Source organism: Pantoea sp. PvP021, from assembly GCF_054056055.1.
Map to the genome: position 1 here is coordinate 120,149 of NZ_JBSRXX010000004.1, position 20,448 is coordinate 140,596.

The window sequence follows — 20,448 nt, forward strand, 5'->3', positions numbered from 1 at the left end:
TTTCAAGTAATTATTATTTCGCATAGTTACAATATCTGCAATGCCGTTAAAGTATTCATTCACTTCATCTAAAAAAATCCAGAAAAAAGTTCGCCTGCCGAAATATTAGCTACTCCTTTATAGAAGTATGTTCCGTTAAGCTCTTCTACCGTGTCCATCATCTTCATCCTACTGAAGTTTTCTTTGGACAAAAGCATGGTCGAAAATTTAACAAATTTCCATCAGAGGCTTCCTGGCCTGCCCACACAGATTAGTACATTCCTGTGTTAGCAATGTCCGCTCCTGGCACAAAGCGGACGTTGAGCAGGCCAATGTCCGCTATGAGCGAGAAGCGGACGTCAAACTCATGGCGATAGGGATTTTATGCCACATCAAACACAACAACCCGATCCTGGAGCATTCCCGATAAATTCCACTCTTGCCCTGAACTCAATACGCCTTAGAATGAGTGCTTCCATAGCAGTTAAAGTCATAAAACTACTATCCAATTGGGTTGCCCAGTTCAAAAAAGGGCTTTTAGATCACAGCATAAAGAGGTTTACGATGCCAGAGATTAAAGCAGGTGGGATGGTCTATACGGTGCCAGATACTATGATATTTGAAGGAGAAGAAGTCGAAATTTCTTCCTCTGATTTAGTACCGGCATATGGCGAGCACTATGAAGAAGGTGACGACCCAATCGGTGTAGACTTGCATATGGAGCTTCCGAATCAAGGTACAGTAATTTTTGGTATTGGTTCTGACGGTTGGAACGGTGTTTCCGTAACTGCTGGCCCATTAAATGGTAACGACAGCGCTGTTGATACCCTTCCAGAACACCCCGTGAGTTTTGTCGAGCAGGTGTACATAGCGCCTGCTGATGACGATTTCCCTTACGAGGAAGAGGAGGAATAACTCAAGTCCGGCGAAGCCCTCTAAAGAGGGCTTTTTCCATTTGGAACTTGTTTATAAGCATCAACAACATCAATCCTTCACACCCTGCCATTGATAACATTAAATCAACGATTTCAAACATGTGGTAATGCTCAATTTCATCAGCTTCGCAGTAGAAGTGAGAAAAAAGTACCTAAATGGAAGAAAAACGGAAGTCTATATTTGCACAGGTTTTTTCGGCAAAAATAGCAATTATATAGTAATTAACTCGCTGTTTTGAAAGAAAAATAATATTGCGGAGTTTGTGCGTAACGAAGTAACATCTGCTCAATCGTTACCGTTCGATGATGGGTAGCGCTCTCATGGAATAGATAACGGGTAATGCATAGTGGCAAAGTTTCATATCGACTCAATTCAAAATTGGGAACCCTTCGAGCATGACGGCGAAACTTATTCGCTTTCACATCTCGATGCGCACGAGATCACGTACAAAGGACAGAAGCAGGACTACAAATTTGTAGTGACTTATGGTCTTCACTGCTTCGCGAAAGACGGCACGTTTCACAACATCCCTCTGATGTATGAAGATGGCCGCGAGCAGTTAACCATCTGCATGGAACGTTACGAGGCATCAAAGCAGATCCGTAGCATTCTAGCGAATTTGCCTGACGTTCCTCTGTATCACACAGCTGCTGAGAAGTATTTCACCCTGCATATGATGAACAGCGCGACAGGGCAGATGGAGCCGTACAAAGTTTGCGTTGCCTTCTATAAAGAGAAGCGCTTGCTACGAATGCACATCCTTTCGGCGTTCTTCGCTCGAACAGGGCCAGGAGCACCAGCAGTGCCGATCCCAAATAAACCTGTCAGTTTGTTTAAGGTGGCGTTGGATACTTCGCGAATTCCTCGAAACACACGAGGACCGAAAGAAGCGAACAACCAGAAGAAGTAGCTAAGCGAAAAATGGACGCAAAAAATCAGGAAATTAAGAAAATTTAAAAACTGGTTTTGATGTCCTGGATGCGGATAAGATTTGATACAGGGAAGAATTTCGCAGGCTTTTAAAGTGGCGACCCCCGTTTTACGGGGGGTCTCAGCCGCCTTTCGGCGGGTCAGGACACTTTACCGTCATGGACGAACCTGTTGCCAGGAAGTGGGATGCGATCTCGTTGCCGAAATCCCTGTAACCATCCGAAGAAGTACTGCGATTAACAGTATTTCTTGCAAGTAATATTAATAGTGTTCTATTAGAAGTGCAACCACAAAATACAACTGCATAGTTGTTAGAGTAGGAAGAAGGCTATCTGAGGATCAAGTGGGTAAGCAGGTAATCAAAGATACTACACAGAAAGGCCGGGAGGATTATCCCGGCCTTTGATTTAAACACTATATTAACTGGCGTTAGTGTCTGGGCCGGCATCGTCGTTAGCCGCTCTTTTCAGGAGTTCCTGAACACCATCCTCACCATACTCCCTCACTAAACGTCTAATCTCTTTCTGTGCTTGGCTTTCCTTCTTACGACAAGCACTATCATGACGTTCCTGGAAGACCACTTCCGGCTCAGCTTTCAGCCTTTCTTGATCCTCTGGGGTAATGAAAAAGAGAGACTGTTTCGTCCGGTTACCTACATCTGACTCTGTCTCTACACGGCGACTTGAGATAGGAAAGGAATATTCCTTCTCTAATGCGTGGATTACCGCAGAAGCTCGCTTTACACCGTAATCGGCAGGAATGGTATAGCCCGATGTCGTAATGGATTTACTGTCTAAAAGAGCAGCAAGTACACACGCTTGAGTGCGGTTTAGACATTGAACAGCTTCCAAAGCCGATGGATGGCCATTAAAGAAAGAAGCTAACTTAATGCGGGCTTGTTCGGGTGCGTAGTCGTCAGTTACTTTGCGCTGATTAAAATCTTTATCTGTCATAACAAGTTACTCCAATAAGGTACGGACTAACCCAGATCAAAGATGTAAGCAAAATTTGCATAAATGCAAAATCTTCTGGAAATCCACGTCATTTAGCCGTAGTCTTCCGCCACGGCTTAGCCACATCTTTGCAATCTGGTTAAGCCGCTTCAGTCTTTGAACTGGAGTATGAGCAGCTATCGGGCGGGCCTGAGAAACCTTTTTGCCTGATAGCTGCTTTTTCGTTTCTGGAATCTATGATCACCAGAATCACGATTCTACCATGTTCCACTTATCGGTACATCTAAATTGTGCCCAATACGTTTAATTTACGAGCCATAAGACCTCCAGATCGATTCTCCGGGGGGTTTCCCTAACTTTTGATGCATTGCCAGCCTAAAAATTACAACCCTTTAAATCGCGTTTAAAGCCGCATGGTGGCCTGTCTAAAAAAACAGGGGTTAAATTAACAGGTATAAACTTGTTACCCGAAATCGCTCGAATTATGTGAAAGCTATAGATGGTTGATCGTCTTTTATCCAATCTGGCTGATTTCTGGCATTCAATTTGCCAGTGATATTCTTGTCACGCCGCCTACCGCCGCCCCAGAGCAAAAAACGTGATGCGGAGTGCCACTGTATAGAAAGGTTGGCAAATATCGTTAGCTCCCAAACACCACGGTCTGAAGGACTGCCCCAGCCCTCGGGAAAAGTTACTCTATCGCTCCGCAAATCGGGCAATTCCGGAATGTACTTAACATAATGCTCCGGCGGCGAACTGGCCGCCCGGCAGTTCTCACGCAAACTTCTGAAGTATCTTGATCGCCCGCTCCATGCCTTTATCGCGCTCTTTGTCGTAGCTGTGCCCGTCATGCTTTGTTTCATGCAGCATATCAATTAGCGACTGAACGGCAAATTCACGTTCCTGAACTAGAACCTCGAGTATCATGCCGCCAATCTCATTGCAGATGGCTTTCCTTCAGCGAACTCATTCTTCCCAGTAGTGATTTATCCTTCCTTTAGATTTTGGGCACATTGGCCCGGACGCTCTCTTTTAACATGACAGTCCGCTTCTGGCACAAAGCGGACATGCTTATCGGGTTGAAAGTCCGCTATGAGCGAAAATGGAGATTACTGTCTTATAAGACTGGAAAGAGCATCTGATTAGTTGCCAGCTTACGATGGCTATTTAATAGATAGTCCCAATCAAAGCACATTATTAACAATGAGAATGATGTCCGCCATCCTCATTGAAGATGATGTTCGTCATCCAGAATTTTTTCGACCGGATGGTCTGCGCACTCAATACCTCTGGTACTGAATGTTTCCGCACACAGGAATCTTCCGTATGAGCGCTCCACTGTTCCAGTTTACTGTTAACGAGGCGGTACCTGGTTACTGGCGTATTACCTTCAATAATCCGGCACTGAACTTTTGCGATCCAGAAACTCTTATCGAGTTGCAGCACATCGTCAGTCTCATCGAGTCCGAAGAGACGTTGCGTGTAGTTGTGTTTGATAGTGCTGATCCGGACTTCTTCGTCAACCACTACGATGTCAGCCGACTCGCCGATTTTCCACTGACGCCCGGGCCGACAGGACTACCCACATTCATCGATACCACCACTCGATTGTCCGCCTCCCCGGTAATGACCATTGCGTTAATTCGGGAACGGACACGCGGTGGCGGTTCTGAAATTGCTCTCGCATGTGACATGCGCTTTACCAGCCTTAAGCGAGCGATCTTTGCCCAGTTCGAAGTCGGGGCAGGTGTGTTACCGGGCGGCGGCGGAACTGAGCGCCTGCCACTGCTTGTCGGACGTGCCCGGGCTCTCGAAATCGTTCTCGGAAGTGATGATTTTGACGCTACAACTGCAGCCAGCTATAGGTGGGTGAACCGCGCACTCCAGGATGACCAGCTCGACGCCTATGTCGACAACCTCGCCCGGCGCATCACTTCGTTCGACAGGCCTGCGCTTGCCGAGGCTAAGCGGCTAATCAACCACACAATTCTGCCGTCTGCTGATGACCTGATGGAGACACAGGGCGTCTTCCTTAACGCATTCTCATGGCCAACAGTCCCTGAGCGGGGAGCCCGGATAGCGCAAAAGCGCGACGAAGTGGGTTCAGACTTCGAGGCACGCATGGGTTATCACCTTGGCAATCTCAGCACCGATACCCTCCTGACAGTAAACGTTATTTCATGCTCACGGTCTTCACTCACGGTTCACCATCGACTCACCAGACGGCCTTATGCCGACACGCGATTTTTTAATTCCTGCCTGCTTCAATGTGGGTAAGCGCGGCTACCCTTCCCTGTCTCGATAAAAAATGGGTTAACTTCGCCTTCCCTGAACGCAACACATTAATCCTGCTTCTCAGGAGCCGTTTTTCTCAGGATTTTAAAGAAAAGTTGTGAAGCGGGCTAAAGCACAGGTGCTGCGGGACTCACTCAAAGTGCTTCGCGCTGACAGACCTGATTCAGCTGTGAAGTCAGAGGCATCAGTTGCCATGCGTTTCACCTGTTTTCACGTTAAAAACGGCAAAGCGTGAGCAGTACAGCAAACCGGACGCTATGTATGCCTGATTTCTCATGGCGGAGGCCAGGCACGGCTATGCTTTATCAGGCTTCATTTAACTCAGACCGGAGGCGTAATGACAAAGCACAGAGGTGGTGCCGGCAATTTTGCGGCAAATCCTGAACGCGCTGTGAATGCTGGCAGAAAAGGCGGTCAGGTAAGCGGTGGCAATTTCAGGAACGATCATGAGCGTGCGGCCGCAGCGGGCCGTAAAGGCGGGAAAGTCAGCAGGAGAGGAAAAACAGACAGTGTGTCATCGTATTATTCTCACCCGGTTATGACAGCGTTCGTAACCGGAATGTGAGGCTGTCAGAATGCTTCAGTGCACCCTGCATATTTTAACGTATTGAGTGAAAAGCGCGTAAATACAGCAGAAGTGAACAATGACCAGTCTGTTTCATTTACTGTAACCCCTTGAGGGATTAACTGAAACTGTCTTTCCGGTAAAATCTGACGGGGTACTCTGATAGTGGGTATGCCGGATTAATACATCTGCACCCACAGGACATAAACCAGTGCAGGAGCCTGTACAGATACATGAACTATTTCATTATGGGACTCGTTATGCTGGCTTAAGTTCAGTCAGAGGCTGACGCAACGCATGATAAGGCCTGCCCATCGTGCGACGTGCAGGTACAGCGCAGTGTTAAAGGCGAAACGGGTGGTAGTATTACAGCCCCGCCTGAGGCGCATATATCCGTAAGGGTTAACATACTGCAGGCTGATGTCAGTATGGCACGTAAATCCCGCAGACTGACGCAGGCGCAGGCTGCCGTATTGTGGCGTCGTGCCGGAAAAGTGCGCAGTGATACAGCGCAGTTTATTAACCAGCAGGGTTTCCTCAGTGCAGCAGAGCGTGCCTCTTATGACAGAGAGCTCGACGGACTTGCGGGTACACGTTGCAGCAGGGCTAAATATGTCTCTGAGTACCCACAGCTTCCGCCAGCCTGACGGAACCGTCACAATAGTTGTAACCGCTGCAGAGGACCAGCAGAATTGACAGACTGACTGCTTGCAGCAAATTTCCTTAGCTTATAACCCTCGCTATGAACATTAAAGCTTTCATCTGAAGCTGAAAAAAAAGTGCCGGATTTAACCGCGGCTGAACTTTTTTTCATTTCAGGTAAGTCATGAAAGGACCGCCTCTCACGGGGCTGTATAGGCCTTGAGGAAAAGTTCCGGCATCCCGATGCTCCTCACGCGAAGTGCTGCCTGCAGCAGGCTCTCAGGGCCTGCATACGGCTGAACGTGTCTGCCAGCCATCTGTCCTGTCCCTGTTTTATACAATACTTATCCCCCGTTTCTGTGGATAACATGCCGTCAGTGATGTTGTTCCGGACTAGCACCGGAAGACCTGCTTCTGCGTTCCATCATCTCTGCCGGCGGCCCCGGGCCTGTCAGCCTGCATCCGGATTCAGGCAGTACTGTACTCCTCCGGGTGTAAGATCAGGGCCGATATATTTCTCTGCGTTGCCGGAATGCTGTCCGGCCATTCAGCGCAGCATCGGAAATGACTGTTCACCGGTGGAATGTAGCGCGCCGTCTGCGCTAAGAGAAAATTCCACTCTGAGACTCCCTGGCAGGTGCAATGTACTGCTCCTTATCCCTAACTGTGAGCCGGGCAGGATAAAGCACCGCAGTCTTAAGCCATGAGCAGAAACAGATGTCAGCCGGACAGTCCGCCGACAAATTTATGGGCATGGCGATAGCAGAGGCCGGTCGCGCCAGCCCGCGGTACAGAGTGAATAAATGCCGTAACAGAGCAGACTGAAAGCAGATGACCCGGAGAAACGCACCTGCTTATGATGACGCAGGCTGACCAGCATGAACATACCGGCGATGTCACCTGCAGAACCGAGTGAACCTATAGTAAAATAAATTTCATGCAGAAATAACTTTTCAGTCACAGGCCCGGGGAAACTGCTTTACTCCTGCATTTTGTGAGAACAGACTATGCATTTCACAGGCAGAAATAATATGGCCAGATGCCTTCCGCCGTCGTACATATCCGTCTCCCTTCCCAGCCTGGCAGACAAGCTCCGCGAGCTTGCGGACATGATCGAAGAGCGCGATCCTCTCATACAGTCTGCAGAGCGCTATTTTACGACAGGAGACTGGGGTGAGCTGCTCACGGTTATTCACCTGGAAATAAAGGAGTAGCCTGAATAAAGGCGGAGTGTGATGCTCAGACTGCACGTTCCTTAAGGGGTCCGTGTGCAGATGCGTGACATGGTCAAGATTCGGACCTGCACCTGCATATTCTGAACTGCACAGGCTTACTTTACAAACGGCCATACGTATTCCGGTACGCGATCATACAGCTTACCCGTTACCAGCTCTGCTTTACGGTGATCATAAAGCTCCGTCATCGCAAACTTGTGGGCAGGATCACCGGTGTATCACAGGTGCTCATAAATCTTTTCAGGCATTTCCGGAGTGGTGCCGCGACGAAATTTCAGCAGCCATTGTTGTCGGATCCTAAAGCTCTCATCCGTGATAAAGGGCCAAAAGGCGATTACAGATAAAGTAATATAAAGATTCTCAATAAATCACCAGTAACCCCGCAGGTAATGAGGTTTGCATATATAGCTGAAAGGTGCCGGCTCAGCGTACGAGAGTCGAAATTTTACTTTCTGAACGCAGCCGTAATGGCTTTCTTAATCAGGGCGAATGATTTTCTGGCAGGCGGGAAACAGGATATCAAATGTCAGAGCAGACAGAGAAAAAAGGCGGTGCCGGGTGCCTCCCGGTAAAAAGCATGAGCTTTCCGCAACAATATCATCATCCCCCTCAGAATTTAGCAAAAACAGATTGCCCTTGGGAATTTCAACATGAAATTATCAAATAAATAGCTTTAAAAATAGCATGTTAAGTGACTTTGCTGTTGGGTTAAAAGTGTCATTAATCATAAAATAATGAAGGGCGGGCACTGCAAAAACAGGAGATATTTGACAGGATACAGAGTTTCAATAGACTACAGGCTGGCGCACTATCGTTCCAGCTCAGGGAGAAAGCCTTTTCCTGAGCTGGAAAACTAGCAGGACATTTAATGTCGCATAAAAAGGATCAGCTAATTAGCAGCTTTTCGCATAACCTCCCTGATTGCAGCATCAAGCTCTGCCTGAAGAGGCGCGGGTAATCGTGAAAATTCATAGGTAACCAGACGCTTATCAGGATCAGTCTTTTTACGTGCAAACTGTTTTTTATCCGTAAAATCACACAATCTTTCAGTTGATATTTTTTTTGTTATTTCTCGCACTTTAAGACTGTTACATTCAGCCCGAAAAAATCCCATAATCCTGGCTTTATCAACGACTGATCCCTCGTGCAGTATTTCGCTTTTCTCAATACGTTTCTTTACGGCAGAGACAACATCATTTAAAGAACCGCCCTGCGCCGTGATTTTCTCATTAATCTCAAGCAATAACTGGTAATCACGGATCGCAAGTTCGCTGAGAGCCGGAAAAAGACTGATCATCTCATCAGGCACTGCCGCTGCCTGAAACGCACGTGTAATTTTGGCTGTTGAAAGGCCCTCAGCACGGGCAATATCTGACTGAGTCATGTCTCCGGGGTACATAACCTCAAGGCGTTTTCCCAGTTCGCGAAGGGTGTGCTCCCTTGCTGTCTGTATATCGATAGCCAGCTGACGGGCATCAGCCAGCTCAAGATTGTCTCTTGTAACTAAAATCTCAAAGGGCATACCATTGTATAGGCATGCAGCGCGACGGCGTGAGCCATCCAGTACCTCAATACGCCCTCCGATTTCTCGTCCGATGGCAGGAAAAAACTGCTGCAGTTTAATAGTACGTGCGATATCGCTTACTGCGTCAGGCGTAAGTAGTGACTGATCTCTGCCATTAACCGTTGGATCGACATATGTTTTTTCTTCTATGTCAGCATGTAGGATTTTAGTCAGAACGAATCTTGCTTCAGCGCCTGAGTGCAGCACAAATATCCTTGCACCTTCTGACTCACTCAACATTTTTGAAAAGTTGGAGTTGCCAAGTGTACGTCCCATCTTTTTCATTACTTTACTCACCGCACTCCCCTCACAAATTCAATTCTTTTGAAAACCGCCTGCGTAAAACGCTCAGCCTCGCGTTTAGCATTTTTCAGTGCTTCAGTGCTGCCGGGGTAAGACTGAGGATCTGCGCTGACGATGGTATCAAAGGTCTCACCGCAACGTTCAAAACCATCCAGACGTGGCAAAACTGCATCAAGTATGTATGACGTAAACACATCCCTTGCAAGACCATGAGTCATTTCATGATCGCGTTTTGAGGTCATTTTGGACATAAACCCGATATTCCCTTTAATTCGGGGGTTAATTCCTTCTTCTTCAAGCTGTTCCAGCATCTCCGGTAAACGCGTGAGATATTTCAGAGTAGAGTGAAAATCAACCTGTGCAGGCGGAGTAGGTGTCAGCAGCAGATCGCTTGCTGCTATAGCATTAAGCATAAAAGCATCAAGGTGGGGACCTGTATCTATAAAAATAAAGTCGTAGTCACTGCCCACTCGATCAATGATATTGCGGCGAAGCACCTCTGAGGGCAGCATTCCAGGCAGATGCTCGCGAACTAAATCGTTCCACTGGCTTGCTACAAAGCCATCATCAATAGAGGCCGGAATAATATCTACGCCCGGAATAATCGTTGGCTGAATGATATCTTCATGAAGCTGTTTAGCTTCGAGATTGTTTAGCATCGCCTGCGCTGCAGTCTCCATGATTGAACCTATGCTGTTAGTATGATTCAGAAACATGGTACTGGAGGCTTGGGGATCGAGATCGATAACAAGGTTACGCAAATCATACTGCAGTAGATCAGGATGAACACGAAGACCATGTGCCAGGGTAACCGTACTTACAGTTTTGGATACCCCTCCTTTGAGATTGACCACGAAGATTACAAAAGGACCTTCGCCCTCGTGCAACTGACGGTATTTGGGGACTTTGCGATGCGCATATATATCTATTATGTCCTGTACAGTCAGCGCATAATGCCTGGAATTACCGGCATCCTTTTTGCCAAATTCATGACCTTTCAATTCCATTTCTTCGATTGCCTGTTCAACCGCTCTGCGGCTGAGGCGGGGTAGATTTGCCACAGAGTTACGTGTATAGGTCTGATAATATCGATCGAGTCCGAACTCATGACGTTTGTCAATAATATCATCGCTCATGCTGCGCAGCATGGCGTTGGCTCTGCGTGCAGTCTCATCGACTCCGCCATAGTTACTTTTCATCCATCTCTCCCAACAAGTTTTGGAAAGTGTACACCTTAAATATGCTCGTGCAATTTTTTTTGTTTTTATACAAAAAACTTGTACAAGTTAAGAGAGTCAACAACATAGACGATGCTGAGTATTTTTCAGTTTATACTCTGGCTGAAAAGGCCTTAAATCAGATCAGGTGATAGCCACGGACTATAGCGGCTAAGGATTGTTATCAGGGCATGCATCAGTCATTTCTGTGGTAATTTGCAAAACGATAAGCTGCAAAGGTGTAATTTAAATAACCGGTTTCTGGACAGCAAGCAGCAATGCTTACTGAACACCCCTCAGCAAATATCAGGTGGCTTGCGCGGTAATTTCTGGCCATTTTACGTGTCTGACGGCGTTCTTTACGGTCAGACTGATCTTCTGCGAGGCCCACAGTTATCTGAATGACCTCCGCGGCAATCAGTTTTAACGCGCCCTGAGTCCTATGCGTCCGGCACACCAAAATTAAGGTACGTCATAAGCAGGCAGGCAGAAAGCTGAGAAATCAGGCTGGCCGGGCTTATATCATTTATGCAGCTTGTATAATAAACTGCATCCATGGTTGTTAAAAAAAACTGAGTGTCAGGACCGTCAGATAATGCGCCCGCTCATCAACAAATCCTGTTTCCGTATGCTCCTCAATTATCCCAGACACAAGTTGAACCGCACAGTGTCTTAGCGGCATGCCCGCTTGTTATTTTGTAATCTCAGGGACCAGAAATTCACCCGTTACCTGTACCCGTTATCATCATATGTGCTCTGCTAAAAAACAGAGATTCACCTCTGAGAGGACGTTTATGTAAGGTTCGCCATATATCAGGGTTCCGGTGTGACATGCGCCGGCACTTGCCCTGACAACGCTACGTAAATTCTGGCGGGTATCAGGCCTGAGCCAGCCGCAGAATTCACGCAGAAGCGCCTGCTCGGTTGCAGGCCATCTCCGGATGAAAATCACTCAACGCGCCACTAATCTCTGTTGGCATTAGAAGCTATATCTTCTATCTTTTCATAAACTTAATGAATTAAAGCGTCTTCTATCCTTGATTATTGTGTTTTTACAGCCCTGCGAGCGATGTACGCACATAAGGTAAGCTCAGAGGAACAGTATGTGCTTATATAATGCAAACCATGATGATGAAATTATAATATTGCGGCACTTTACCCATACCGGGAGGGAGTATCTGCTTGCATTACACCTGTGATTAATTGCAGTTACACTGATAACCTACAGCACATTCAAAGCTGAATTGTTGCGAAGCCTAAAGACAGTTTGTGGCGCAGCTCTGGGATATCGAGGGTGGCTGATACCGATACATTTAATGCTGCGGCAGCCTGTGGTGATGCCTTCCCTGACTTAACTTACTCAACACTTTTATTGAATGCCGGTGCGAATCTGCAACTATACGATTGTAAGTCTGCCAGAAAGGCCAGACCCATGATGTCATCGGTCAAATATTAGTAATAATGAGACTATTGCTCATTGAGATTGAAGCCCTATCCGGACATGTTTTCTGGTTATGTTCGCGGATCTCAGGCCTTGCTGGCATCATAACGGTACGGTGAGTTGCTATCTGCAACACAGGTAAACTGCCTGCCAGACTAGCATTTCTGAAAAGTGGCTGAAGCTGACACCTTATAAGCAGACAATTTTTGGCAGGAAACACATTCATTTTTCCCGCACAAAAATTGACGCAATACCATGATTTTCAAGGATTATTAAAGGATATTTCAACCTGAAATTCCCATTATTTTTTAGCAAGTCAGTATAAAAAAACAATTTAAGTCATTCTGAATACGTATCAGATTCAGATAGCATGCTTCAGGATTAACGGTGTAATGATGTTATTTCCGGCTCCGCTTTTTGGATCAGGGGCAAAAATTGTCACAGAGCAGCGTTCTTATAACCTCATCAGCCAGCATGCACCCGTATGTCCTGCCTTCGCTGCAAACCCTGTGATTTCAGCATTTCTCATTACTGTGTCAGGTTTTTACAGCGCTGCACTTACAGGCTTCGTAACGTCTTTCTTTATGACTCTTTTTACCCTCTGGTAAGAAACACATACTGCCTGCAATTTATTTTGAATGCTCACTGACTAAAAAATGACAGCTACCGGACGATGAACATCCCTATATTGGCATTTTCATAAAAAGCTCCGGAGCTGGATTATGCTTTCATTCATTAAAAGACTCAGAACATCGTATGTTGTTTTCTTTGCCGCTTTTTGCTTCAACGCAATGATATATGAAGCCATCGCTGCTGAGATAAAGGATGGCACCATATTATTTATGCAAAAAGACGGGACGGACAGCTGTACCATTCCTTTCAAAACGGGAACCTACAACTTTAAAGATGAAGGGGCAGGTTTCGGTTGTGAGAATGACGATAAATCCATGATAGAGCTAAACGACGTGCCATCGGCTACGACCGTTTTACTGACCGACACAGATGATTGTAATAAAAAGAGCAACCAGAATTACTGGGTTGAATTTAAAACCATCAAACAGCCAACGAATGTCAAACAGTTGCTCATAAGCCAGTTTTTCGAAAAAAACAATGGGGACGTTATTGTGCCTGGCATAAGGCTGATTGACGCCTATCGTCGCAATGATGACTCACTGACGGGCAAGCTTTCCTGCGTTGTGATAAAGCGCTCAGACCTTCCATAAACACTCTTTTTTAACCTTCCTTTATTCAACCCTGTGGTGCGCCGGCGTCCCGCGCGCCACCCGTCCGAGGTTACACCATGATTGCTTCCACCGACCTGCACTCCGGCGCCTTCAGCTTCGCCAGCTTCCTCTCCTCCGGCACCGACCCGCGCACCGGACTCTATACCGCAACCCTGACCCTCCCGCCCCTCTGCGCCGGCGCCCTCAGCGGCCCCGACCTCCCCCTCGCCATCAGCTACAGCCCCCTCAACTCCGCCGACTCCGGCTTCGGCTCCGGATGGGCTCTCGCCCTCTCCCGCTTCAGCGGCAGCCGCCTCTCCCTGCACACCGGCGAGAGCTTCCGCGTCTCCGGCTCCGGCGACGAACCCGCCATACCCGAGCGACGCCTCAGAACCTTCCGCTTCATGCGCGAGTCGCATGAGGGTATCCCCGGCTGGCGCATCGTCCACCGCAGCGGCGTCACCGAGCACCTGCGCGACGTCTCCGGCAGCGGCGTATTCCTGCCCGTGCGCGTCACCTCTCAGGAGGGCCGCGCCGTCTCCCTTGAGTGGGGCCAGTTCAGCGGTGCACCGTTCCTGCAGCGCGTCACCGACGGGGAGGGGCGCGTGCTTATGACCGCCGGTGGCTCAGGCGACGTGATGACCCTGACCCTCCACCCCGGCGGCCAGCGCCACGGCATCCTGCCCGCCGCCGGCCCGTCCGCCTGGACCCTCCAACTCTCCGGCTCCGGCGGCGCCCGGCAGCTCGACGCCGTGGTCATGCCCGAAGGCGCCGGCCAGTGGCGCTTTACCTACGAAACGCTGCGCGGCGTCCGCTGCATCACCGCCGTGGAGAGCCCCACCGGCGCCACCGAGACCATAATCTGCGGCGACGACGGCCACCCCTTCCCCGGCGGCGGACGTAAAAACCTGCCGCGCGTCACCCGCCACCTCGTGAACCCCGGCGGCGGCCAGCCCGGAATACTCACCGAATACGCCTACCCCCACGGCAACTTCCTCGGCCTCGGTGCCGACGGCGTCAGCTGGAGCGACGACGGCCTGGACAACCTCTACCGCGCCACCGGTCCCTACGAGTACGCCGTCACCGAAACGCGCACGGCCGGCGACACCCGCGTCGGGGTGGCGCGCACCTACAACCGCTTCCACCTGCAGACCGGTGAAACGGTCACCCGCACCCTGACCCCGGCCGGCGGCGTGCCCGTCGTCACGGTGTCCCGCACCCTCACCGCATATCACGCGGACGAGCAGCTCTCCTTCGCACAGCAGCCGCACTTCTACCAGATGCCGAAGTGCGTCACGCAGCAGTGGTACCTGGCCGGCGACGCGGGCCGGATACGGCAGACCACGCAGGAGACACGCTACGACGAGAACGGCAACCTCACCCGCCGCCGCGACGCCAGCGGCACGGTGACCGAGCAGGAGTGGTACCCGGGCGACCGCGACACCGTCGGCGAAAACGGCACCCTGCTGTGCCCCGCCGACCCGCAGGGCTTCACCCGCGCCCTGGCCGTGCGCCGCCTGCTGCCCGCGGAGGAGCGTGACCCCGCACTGCCGGCGCGCGACGCCGCCCCCGCGCTGGAAACCCGCTTCACCTACGTGAAGCTGCCCCCGGCCGGCGGCGGCGACAGCGACTGGCTGGCCGAGTCGTCGGTCACCCTCTCCGCCCTGGGCCCGGCGGACGCGCGCGGCGCGCGCGACCGCACGCTGCTCAAAACCACCCTGCGCCACTGGGTAAACGACCCCGGCGACCTCACCCGCCACGGCCTGCCGCTGGAGGTCACCGAGACCGCAGCCGGTCAGCCGGCGGGCACCGGCTTCGTCACCGCGTACAGCTATGAGCGCGTGACGCAGGGCTCGCTGCCGGCCCTCCGGACCACCACCCGCCGCTTCAGCCGCACGGCGCAGCGGCCGGAGCCGGAGCCGGACGCGGTAGCGGTCAGCATCACCGACAACCTTCTCTCCCACGGCGAGCCGGCGCGCACCTGGCCGGACGGTGAGGTGGCGGTAACGTACGCCTACGACGCGCTGGGCCGCCTGACGGAGGAAACGGTCGACCCCGGCGGCCCCTGCGCGGCCACCCGCCGCTACGCCTACGGTGTGGACGCGGAGCGGGGCCTGACCTGGACCGAACGCCGGCGCGCCGGAGACGGGGCCGCCTCGCGCACCTGGTATGACGGCCTCGGCCGCGTCGTGCGCGATGAGCGGCAGGACGCCGACGCGCCGGGCCGGCGCTGGCGCGACGTGGCGTCGGTCAGCCGGGACGCGCTGGGCCGCGAGACCGCAACCACCCTCACGGACTGGGAGGGGGACCGGGACGTGGTCCTGACGACCCGCATCAGCTACGACGCGTGGGGCGCACGGCACCGGCTGACCGCGCCGGACGGTACGGTGAGCGTGACCGCGGCCTGCCCCGTCACCCTGACACAGGAGGCCTGGACGGAGAGCGCGGACGGCAGCCTGAAGCGCGGACGCGTGCGCACGGTCACCGACGAGGAGGGCAACCCGGTATCCGTCACGCCGCTGAGCGCGGATGGCTCCGCGCCGCGGCCCGGCCGCGCCTGGCGCTACGACGGCCACGGTCAGGTGACGCTGACCGTCAGCGAGCGCGGCAAAGAGACGCGCAACGCCTACGACGCGCTGGGCCGCCCCACCGTAACCACGCTGCCGGATGAGTCCCGGGTGGTGACCGGCTACGCGCCGCACAGCACCTCGCCTCTGGTGGCGTCGCTGACCCTTGAGGAGAACGCCCGGACCGGCACCCTGTGCCTGGCCCGCCAGACCTTCGACGGGCTTGAGCGCCCGGTCACCGTCACCGCGGGCTCCCTCACCGGGACGCTGACCTATGAAGGGGCCTCATCGCGCGTGAAAACCCTGACGCGCCCCTCCGGGCGGGCGCTGACCTACAGCTACCTGCCGGCGCTTACCGACGCGCCGGCGGGCGTCACCGAAAGCGGCGGCGGCGGGGCGGACTTCACCTACCATAAAGAAACCGGCCTGATGACCGGCACCGCCACCCGCGGCGGGGTGGTGACGCAGCGCGGCTACGAGCGCGACGGGCGCGGCAACCTCTGCCGCGTCGTCCGCCAGGACGGCGACGCGCAGACCGTAACCGGGATGCGCTACTCGCGCGAGGGCAACCTGCTGACGCGCCGCGCCGGTAATGGCCCGGAGGAGGTGCACACCTGGCAGCATGGCCGTCCGGTCAGCATCACCGCCGGCGGCATCAGCGAACACTACACCTGGGACGCCGCGGGCAGCCTGGCGCAGAGCGTCCGCCGCGCCGGCGACGGGACCGTAACGGTGCGCCACACGTGGGACGACCAGGGCCGCGAAGCGTCCCGGACCGTGGACACCGCGCAGGGCGAGGTCACCTTCAGCCTGACCTACCACGACGACGGCCGCCTGGCCACGCGCGAGCGGCGCGAAAACGGCGCGCCGGTGCTCACCGAGTCGTTCAGCTACGACGACCGCGGCCGGCTGCAGCTCTGGGTGTGCGCGGCGACCGACAGCGGCCGGCTGCCGCGCACGCCCTACGGCCAGCCCATGGTGAAGCAGCTGATAAGCTACGACGCGCTGGACAACGTCCGGCTGTGCCGCACCACCTTCCTGACGGGCGCGGAGGAGCAGGTCAACGACGCGCGCTTCGGCTATGATGCGGCAGACCCCGACCGCCTGGTGAGCCTGACGCACAGCCACCCGCTGTGGGCGCTGCCGGCGGCCGGCGGAAAGATGACGTTCACCTACGACGCGGACGGCAACATGACCCGGGACGAGTGCGGCCGTACGCTGGCCTACGACGCACAGGGCCGGCTGCTCACCGTCACCGACGGGCACGGTGAGCTGATGCGCTTCCGCTACGACGCCAGCGGACACCTGGCCGGCGTCCTGACCCGCGGCGACGCGGACGAGGAGCGCCGCGAGTGGGACGGCTGGCGCCTGGCGGTAAGCCGCCGCGGCGACGCGTCGGTGCACTACCTTCACGGCCGGGAGCCGGTGGGCGAGGAGCACCGCGAGGCGGGCCTGACCACGCGCCGCCGCCTGTTCATCACCGATGCTGCGGGCAGCGTTACCGGCGAGCAGGAGGCCGCATGCGTGCGGCACGCCGCCTACGGGGCGTACGGCACCCGCGGGGAGGGCGGGCCTGAGACCGCGCTGGGGTTCAACGGCGAGGTGCGCGAGCGCGGACCGGGCTGGTACCTGCTGGGCAACGGATACCGCGTGTACAATCCGGTGCTGATGCGCTTCCACAGCCCGGACAGCGAGAGCCCGCTGGGTCAGGGCGGCCTCAACCGCTACGCCTACGCCCTCGGCGACCCCGTCAATATACACGACCCATCAGGGAACATTCCGTCCTGGCTCGGCTGGGCCGGAATTGGTATAGGCCTTGCTGTTGGTGCGGCCCTGACAATTGCTACAGGTGGAGGTGCCGCCGCTATCGCTGCGGGTCTGGCCACGGAGGTAATTGCGGCAGGTCTGGCAGGAGGGGCTGAACTGGCAAAAAACAAGGATTCCACTGTCAGCAGTGCACTTAATATCACCTCACTGGTCGTGGGTGTGGCCGGAGGGTTTGTTGCCGGAGGCATCAGTACGCTGGGTAGAGGCATCACAAAAAGTGCATCTGCAACCGACCTTGCGACTTTTGAATTTTCCTACACGTCCAGACAGGGAGCAGCTAATGTCGCTGAAACAACCATCCGTAATCCGGGAGGAAGGCTCTCTGACAGCTCGCCATTGTACGAAAACGTATCAGCTGTTGCATCGTCGACGCGACGTCTGACATCGGACACAACAACAATGGTTCCGCGTAACCCGATGACAAAAAGGACACCGCGATCAACAGTCTGGGATTATCGTGCGGCCAACAGAGATACCCCGCAGATTTACGCATACAATGATCAGGAGCTCCATCAGGGTATAGAGATACAAAGCAAAATTTCAGCCGCGAAGTATGAGCAACGGTGGGCTATGAAGGAATCGTCCAGATATAAGCGGGATTATAATAAAAGCGACGCCTATGCTGATCAGGCACATGAAGCCAGTATGCGTGCGGCGTCCCTGAAGAAGGAATATGAACGTTGGGCAGTAAGGCAGGACAACCTATACAGAACCCGTATTACTGTAATCAAGGAGAGTCCACGAAGTCAGCAGTAATTTTGGACAACATACAACCTGACTGTAATTAACGGCTGTCTGGCACATTAATCAAGAAAAAGAGCCTGCAATCAGCGCGCTCTTCCTGAAAAATTTAATCTGATTTCAGGGAGAGCGCTTTATGCATGCTAAATTTGAGCTGTTTCTGATAACAGATCCTTAGCCAGCCCTGATGCCCCACGGTTTACTGATCACAATCATTCTGCTGACCCGATGCGTTGCAAGGTCAGTTCGCAAGCACCATTTATACTGTTATTTGCGGAATGCACATTACTCCCTCGCATGCATTTAACTTTATATGTAAGCACCGGTATACATGGCCGCGCTTTATACTGCCTGGAAGCATTATCAGCTTTCAGCCCAGACGAATTGCAGGCGAACGCCAGCAGCGTCAGTAACAGTAGTCGGGTAAATCTGAAACAAAGTTCCGTATGGTTTGAAAAAATTTTCAATATTGAAGTTGTTAACAAAAACCGGCCACGGTTTTAGAGTTCTTCAGGAACCAGCATTCTGATTCATTTGGCGTTAAACGACCGTTATATTGATGAGGTCTGAGCTGGCTGTAATATCCAGTGATGTAATTTATTATCGCTATGCTGGCTTTGCTAAAATTAGCGTATCCATTATCCTGTATCTGCTCTGTTTTCAGGCTTCTGAATAACCGTTCCATTGGACTGTTATCCCAGCAATTACCCCTGCGACTCAGGCTTTGCTTTATCTGATATCTTCACAGTAAGTGTCTGAAATTCCTGCTGGTATAGTGGCTGCCTTGATCCGAGTGATACAGCAAATTAGCGGGTATACCTCTTGCTTCCCAGACCATGGGCAGCGCTTTACCTGTCAGTGCAGAATCCGGGAAAAATGACATCGCCCAACCAGCCGGTTTACGGGAAAACAGGTCAATCACCGCTGCTAAATAAGCCCAGCGTTTACGCATCCACATATAAGTAACATCGCCGCACCAGACCTGATTCGGCTCTGTTAGTGCCGACTATCGCTCCAGATAATTGGGGGATCACAACGTATTCCTTAGACGCCTTCTTATATTGATGACCAGGCTGCTAAAAGCTGATGAGATTAAGTTCTTTCATTAAAATTGTTGCCTGCCAGCGGCTCAGTTTTACGCCTTCAGTGGTGACCATCGCGGCAATATTACGTGCACCTGCGGAGCCGTTAATTTCGCAAAAGCTTCCACGAATAAAACTGAATAATGTCACGCGTGTGACATCAGGCTTCTTTGGCTGCCGCCAGTATTTATAGCTGCTGCGATGAACCCCATACACATTGTACAGAACGGCAATGGGAGACCACGCTCTTGGTTTATCAACTAATGAGAACTGTTCAGGGAGTCTGACATCAAAATCGTGGTAGCTTTTTTAATATATATACTTATATTTCAAAGCGTTAAATTATTTTCTTCAACTTACGTATTTCAATCTGCTCAGGTGTAATGGGTGATGCGATAGGTTATTTTTCCCCGAGCTCTTCTTTCAACTGCCGGACCCACTTATCCTTAGTGGATTTACCGATATTCATTGCCGTAGCAGTGGCGGCAGCGGTTTATTGCTAATCAAGTACAGGCTGTGCGGCTTCGGGGCTAAACTCGGGCCTATAATTGCGTCTGTTACGTCGGGTCATAATGCCACCTGTTTTTGACTATTAAGCGATGATGCCGCCTCTATTCAGGTGGCCAGATTCACTATGCCACTACAGCATAAGGCACAGCCACAGTACGCGCTTTGCCTGAAGAGGGAGGTAATATGCTGCTTCCGTAAGCTCATTGGATTGCTTAATGCTTACCTTTTTTTAAAAACTTTTCAGCGAGATAGTGCTCATCCAAAGCCCTTGCGGGTAAAAAATAATTACCCATATTCTGATTAGTAGAGAAAATTGCAACTCCCGATACCGCACTTATTAACATGTGAATAAACAAATTTTTAACTTGATGTCTTTCCCACAGCTTGTTCATGCATTTCCCATCTGTAGATGCTTCCGATCCCACGGAAAGCTGCGCC

At 52.1% G+C, this 20,448-nt stretch carries 15 protein-coding genes and 3 pseudogenes; 9 read left to right on the forward strand and 9 right to left on the reverse strand.

The features are described 5' to 3' along the window. Nucleotides 1–21: 21 nt before the first annotated feature. Nucleotides 22–158: pseudogene (locus ACVKSX_RS13695) on the reverse strand (STM2901 family protein); the annotation flags it as partial. 205 nt (nt 159–363) lie between these two features. Between ACVKSX_RS13695 and ACVKSX_RS13700 the strand changes: the two are divergent. Together ACVKSX_RS13700 and ACVKSX_RS13705 are read left to right on the forward strand one after the other, a co-directional pair. Then, a complete protein-coding gene (locus ACVKSX_RS13700; RefSeq protein WP_163762737.1) occupies nt 364–894 on the forward strand; it encodes a hypothetical protein in 531 nt (176 codons plus the stop codon). 367 nt (nt 895–1,261) lie between these two features. Continuing rightward, nucleotides 1,262–1,825, forward strand: coding sequence for a hypothetical protein (locus ACVKSX_RS13705; RefSeq protein ID WP_159227348.1), 564 nt, complete (start codon nt 1,262–1,264; stop codon nt 1,823–1,825). Nucleotides 1,826–2,264: 439 nt separating this feature from the next. On the opposite strand, the gene ACVKSX_RS13710 is transcribed toward ACVKSX_RS13705, so the two are convergent. Continuing rightward, on the reverse strand, nt 2,265–2,798 hold the full coding sequence (locus ACVKSX_RS13710) for a hypothetical protein (RefSeq protein ID WP_159227347.1): 534 nt from the start codon (nt 2,796–2,798) through the stop codon (nt 2,265–2,267). Nucleotides 2,799–3,572: 774 nt separating this feature from the next. Continuing rightward, nucleotides 3,573–3,725, reverse strand: a complete 153-nt coding sequence (locus ACVKSX_RS13715; protein WP_159227346.1) for a hypothetical protein — start codon at nt 3,723–3,725, stop codon at nt 3,573–3,575. Nucleotides 3,726–4,124: 399 nt separating this feature from the next. Here ACVKSX_RS13715 and ACVKSX_RS13720 point away from each other — a divergent pair, with 399 nt between their 5' ends. From ACVKSX_RS13720 to ACVKSX_RS13730, 3 genes are all read left to right on the forward strand, one after another. Then, nucleotides 4,125–5,075: an enoyl-CoA hydratase/isomerase family protein gene (locus ACVKSX_RS13720; RefSeq protein ID WP_163762736.1), complete on the forward strand. Its 951-nt coding sequence runs from the start codon at nt 4,125–4,127 to the stop codon at nt 5,073–5,075. Nucleotides 5,076–5,430: 355 nt separating this feature from the next. Next, on the forward strand, nt 5,431–5,658 hold the full coding sequence (locus ACVKSX_RS13725) for a con-10 family general stress protein (RefSeq protein WP_163762735.1): 228 nt from the start codon (nt 5,431–5,433) through the stop codon (nt 5,656–5,658). A gap of 428 nt (nt 5,659–6,086) precedes the next feature. Further along, nucleotides 6,087–6,305 (forward strand): hypothetical protein, encoded by a 219-nt coding sequence (locus tag ACVKSX_RS13730; RefSeq protein ID WP_163762734.1) that lies wholly within the window; start codon nt 6,087–6,089, stop codon nt 6,303–6,305. A 1,325-nt stretch (nt 6,306–7,630) separates the two neighbouring features. On the opposite strand, the gene ACVKSX_RS13735 is transcribed toward ACVKSX_RS13730, so the two are convergent. After that, nucleotides 7,631–7,723 carry an Hha/YmoA family nucleoid-associated regulatory protein gene (locus tag ACVKSX_RS13735; RefSeq protein WP_242459393.1) on the reverse strand — a complete coding sequence of 31 codons (93 nt, stop codon included), beginning with the start codon at nt 7,721–7,723 and terminating at the stop codon, nt 7,631–7,633. 335 nt (nt 7,724–8,058) lie between these two features. Between ACVKSX_RS13735 and ACVKSX_RS13740 the strand changes: the two genes are divergently transcribed. Then, complete coding sequence (locus tag ACVKSX_RS13740) at nt 8,059–8,202, forward strand: hypothetical protein (protein WP_163762733.1); 144 nt, start codon at nt 8,059–8,061, stop codon at nt 8,200–8,202. Between the two features lie 222 nt (nt 8,203–8,424). Here ACVKSX_RS13740 and ACVKSX_RS13745 read toward each other — a convergent pair whose 3' ends face one another. Together ACVKSX_RS13745 and ACVKSX_RS13750 are read right to left on the reverse strand one after the other, a co-directional pair. Continuing rightward, the gene (locus tag ACVKSX_RS13745) at nt 8,425–9,384 is read right to left on the reverse strand and encodes a ParB/RepB/Spo0J family partition protein (protein WP_174819616.1); all 960 of its coding nucleotides are present in this window, start codon (nt 9,382–9,384) and stop codon (nt 8,425–8,427) included. Nucleotides 9,385–9,392: 8 nt separating this feature from the next. Then, nucleotides 9,393–10,601 carry an AAA family ATPase gene (locus ACVKSX_RS13750; RefSeq protein ID WP_132500319.1) on the reverse strand — a complete coding sequence of 403 codons (1,209 nt, stop codon included), beginning with the start codon at nt 10,599–10,601 and terminating at the stop codon, nt 9,393–9,395. Nucleotides 10,602–12,452: 1,851 nt separating this feature from the next. Between ACVKSX_RS13750 and ACVKSX_RS13755 the strand changes: the two genes are divergently transcribed. The 3 genes from ACVKSX_RS13755 (at nt 12,453) to ACVKSX_RS13765 (ending at nt 18,433) form a co-directional block, all read left to right on the forward strand. Beyond that, nucleotides 12,453–12,668 (forward strand): hypothetical protein, encoded by a 216-nt coding sequence (locus tag ACVKSX_RS13755; RefSeq protein WP_163762732.1) that lies wholly within the window; start codon nt 12,453–12,455, stop codon nt 12,666–12,668. 114 nt (nt 12,669–12,782) lie between these two features. Next, complete coding sequence (locus tag ACVKSX_RS13760) at nt 12,783–13,283, forward strand: hypothetical protein (protein WP_163762731.1); 501 nt, start codon at nt 12,783–12,785, stop codon at nt 13,281–13,283. Nucleotides 13,284–13,360: 77 nt separating this feature from the next. Further along, a complete protein-coding gene (locus ACVKSX_RS13765; protein WP_354469015.1) occupies nt 13,361–18,433 on the forward strand; it encodes an RHS repeat domain-containing protein in 5,073 nt (1,690 codons plus the stop codon). A 463-nt stretch (nt 18,434–18,896) separates the two neighbouring features. Here ACVKSX_RS13765 and ACVKSX_RS13770 read toward each other — a convergent pair. The 3 genes and pseudogenes from ACVKSX_RS13770 to ACVKSX_RS13780 all read right to left on the reverse strand — a co-directional run bounded on the left by ACVKSX_RS13770 (nt 18,897) and on the right by ACVKSX_RS13780 (nt 20,402). Continuing rightward, nucleotides 18,897–20,071 (reverse strand): annotated as a pseudogene (locus ACVKSX_RS13770) (IS3 family transposase). A 75-nt stretch (nt 20,072–20,146) separates the two neighbouring features. Next, nucleotides 20,147–20,296 (reverse strand): annotated as a pseudogene (locus ACVKSX_RS13775) (replication initiation protein); the annotation flags it as partial. Further along, nucleotides 20,223–20,402, reverse strand: coding sequence for a hypothetical protein (locus tag ACVKSX_RS13780; RefSeq protein ID WP_163762589.1), 180 nt, complete (start codon nt 20,400–20,402; stop codon nt 20,223–20,225). The gene ACVKSX_RS13780 and the pseudogene ACVKSX_RS13775, both read right to left, overlap by 74 nt. Between the last annotated feature and the right edge of the window lie 46 nt (nt 20,403–20,448).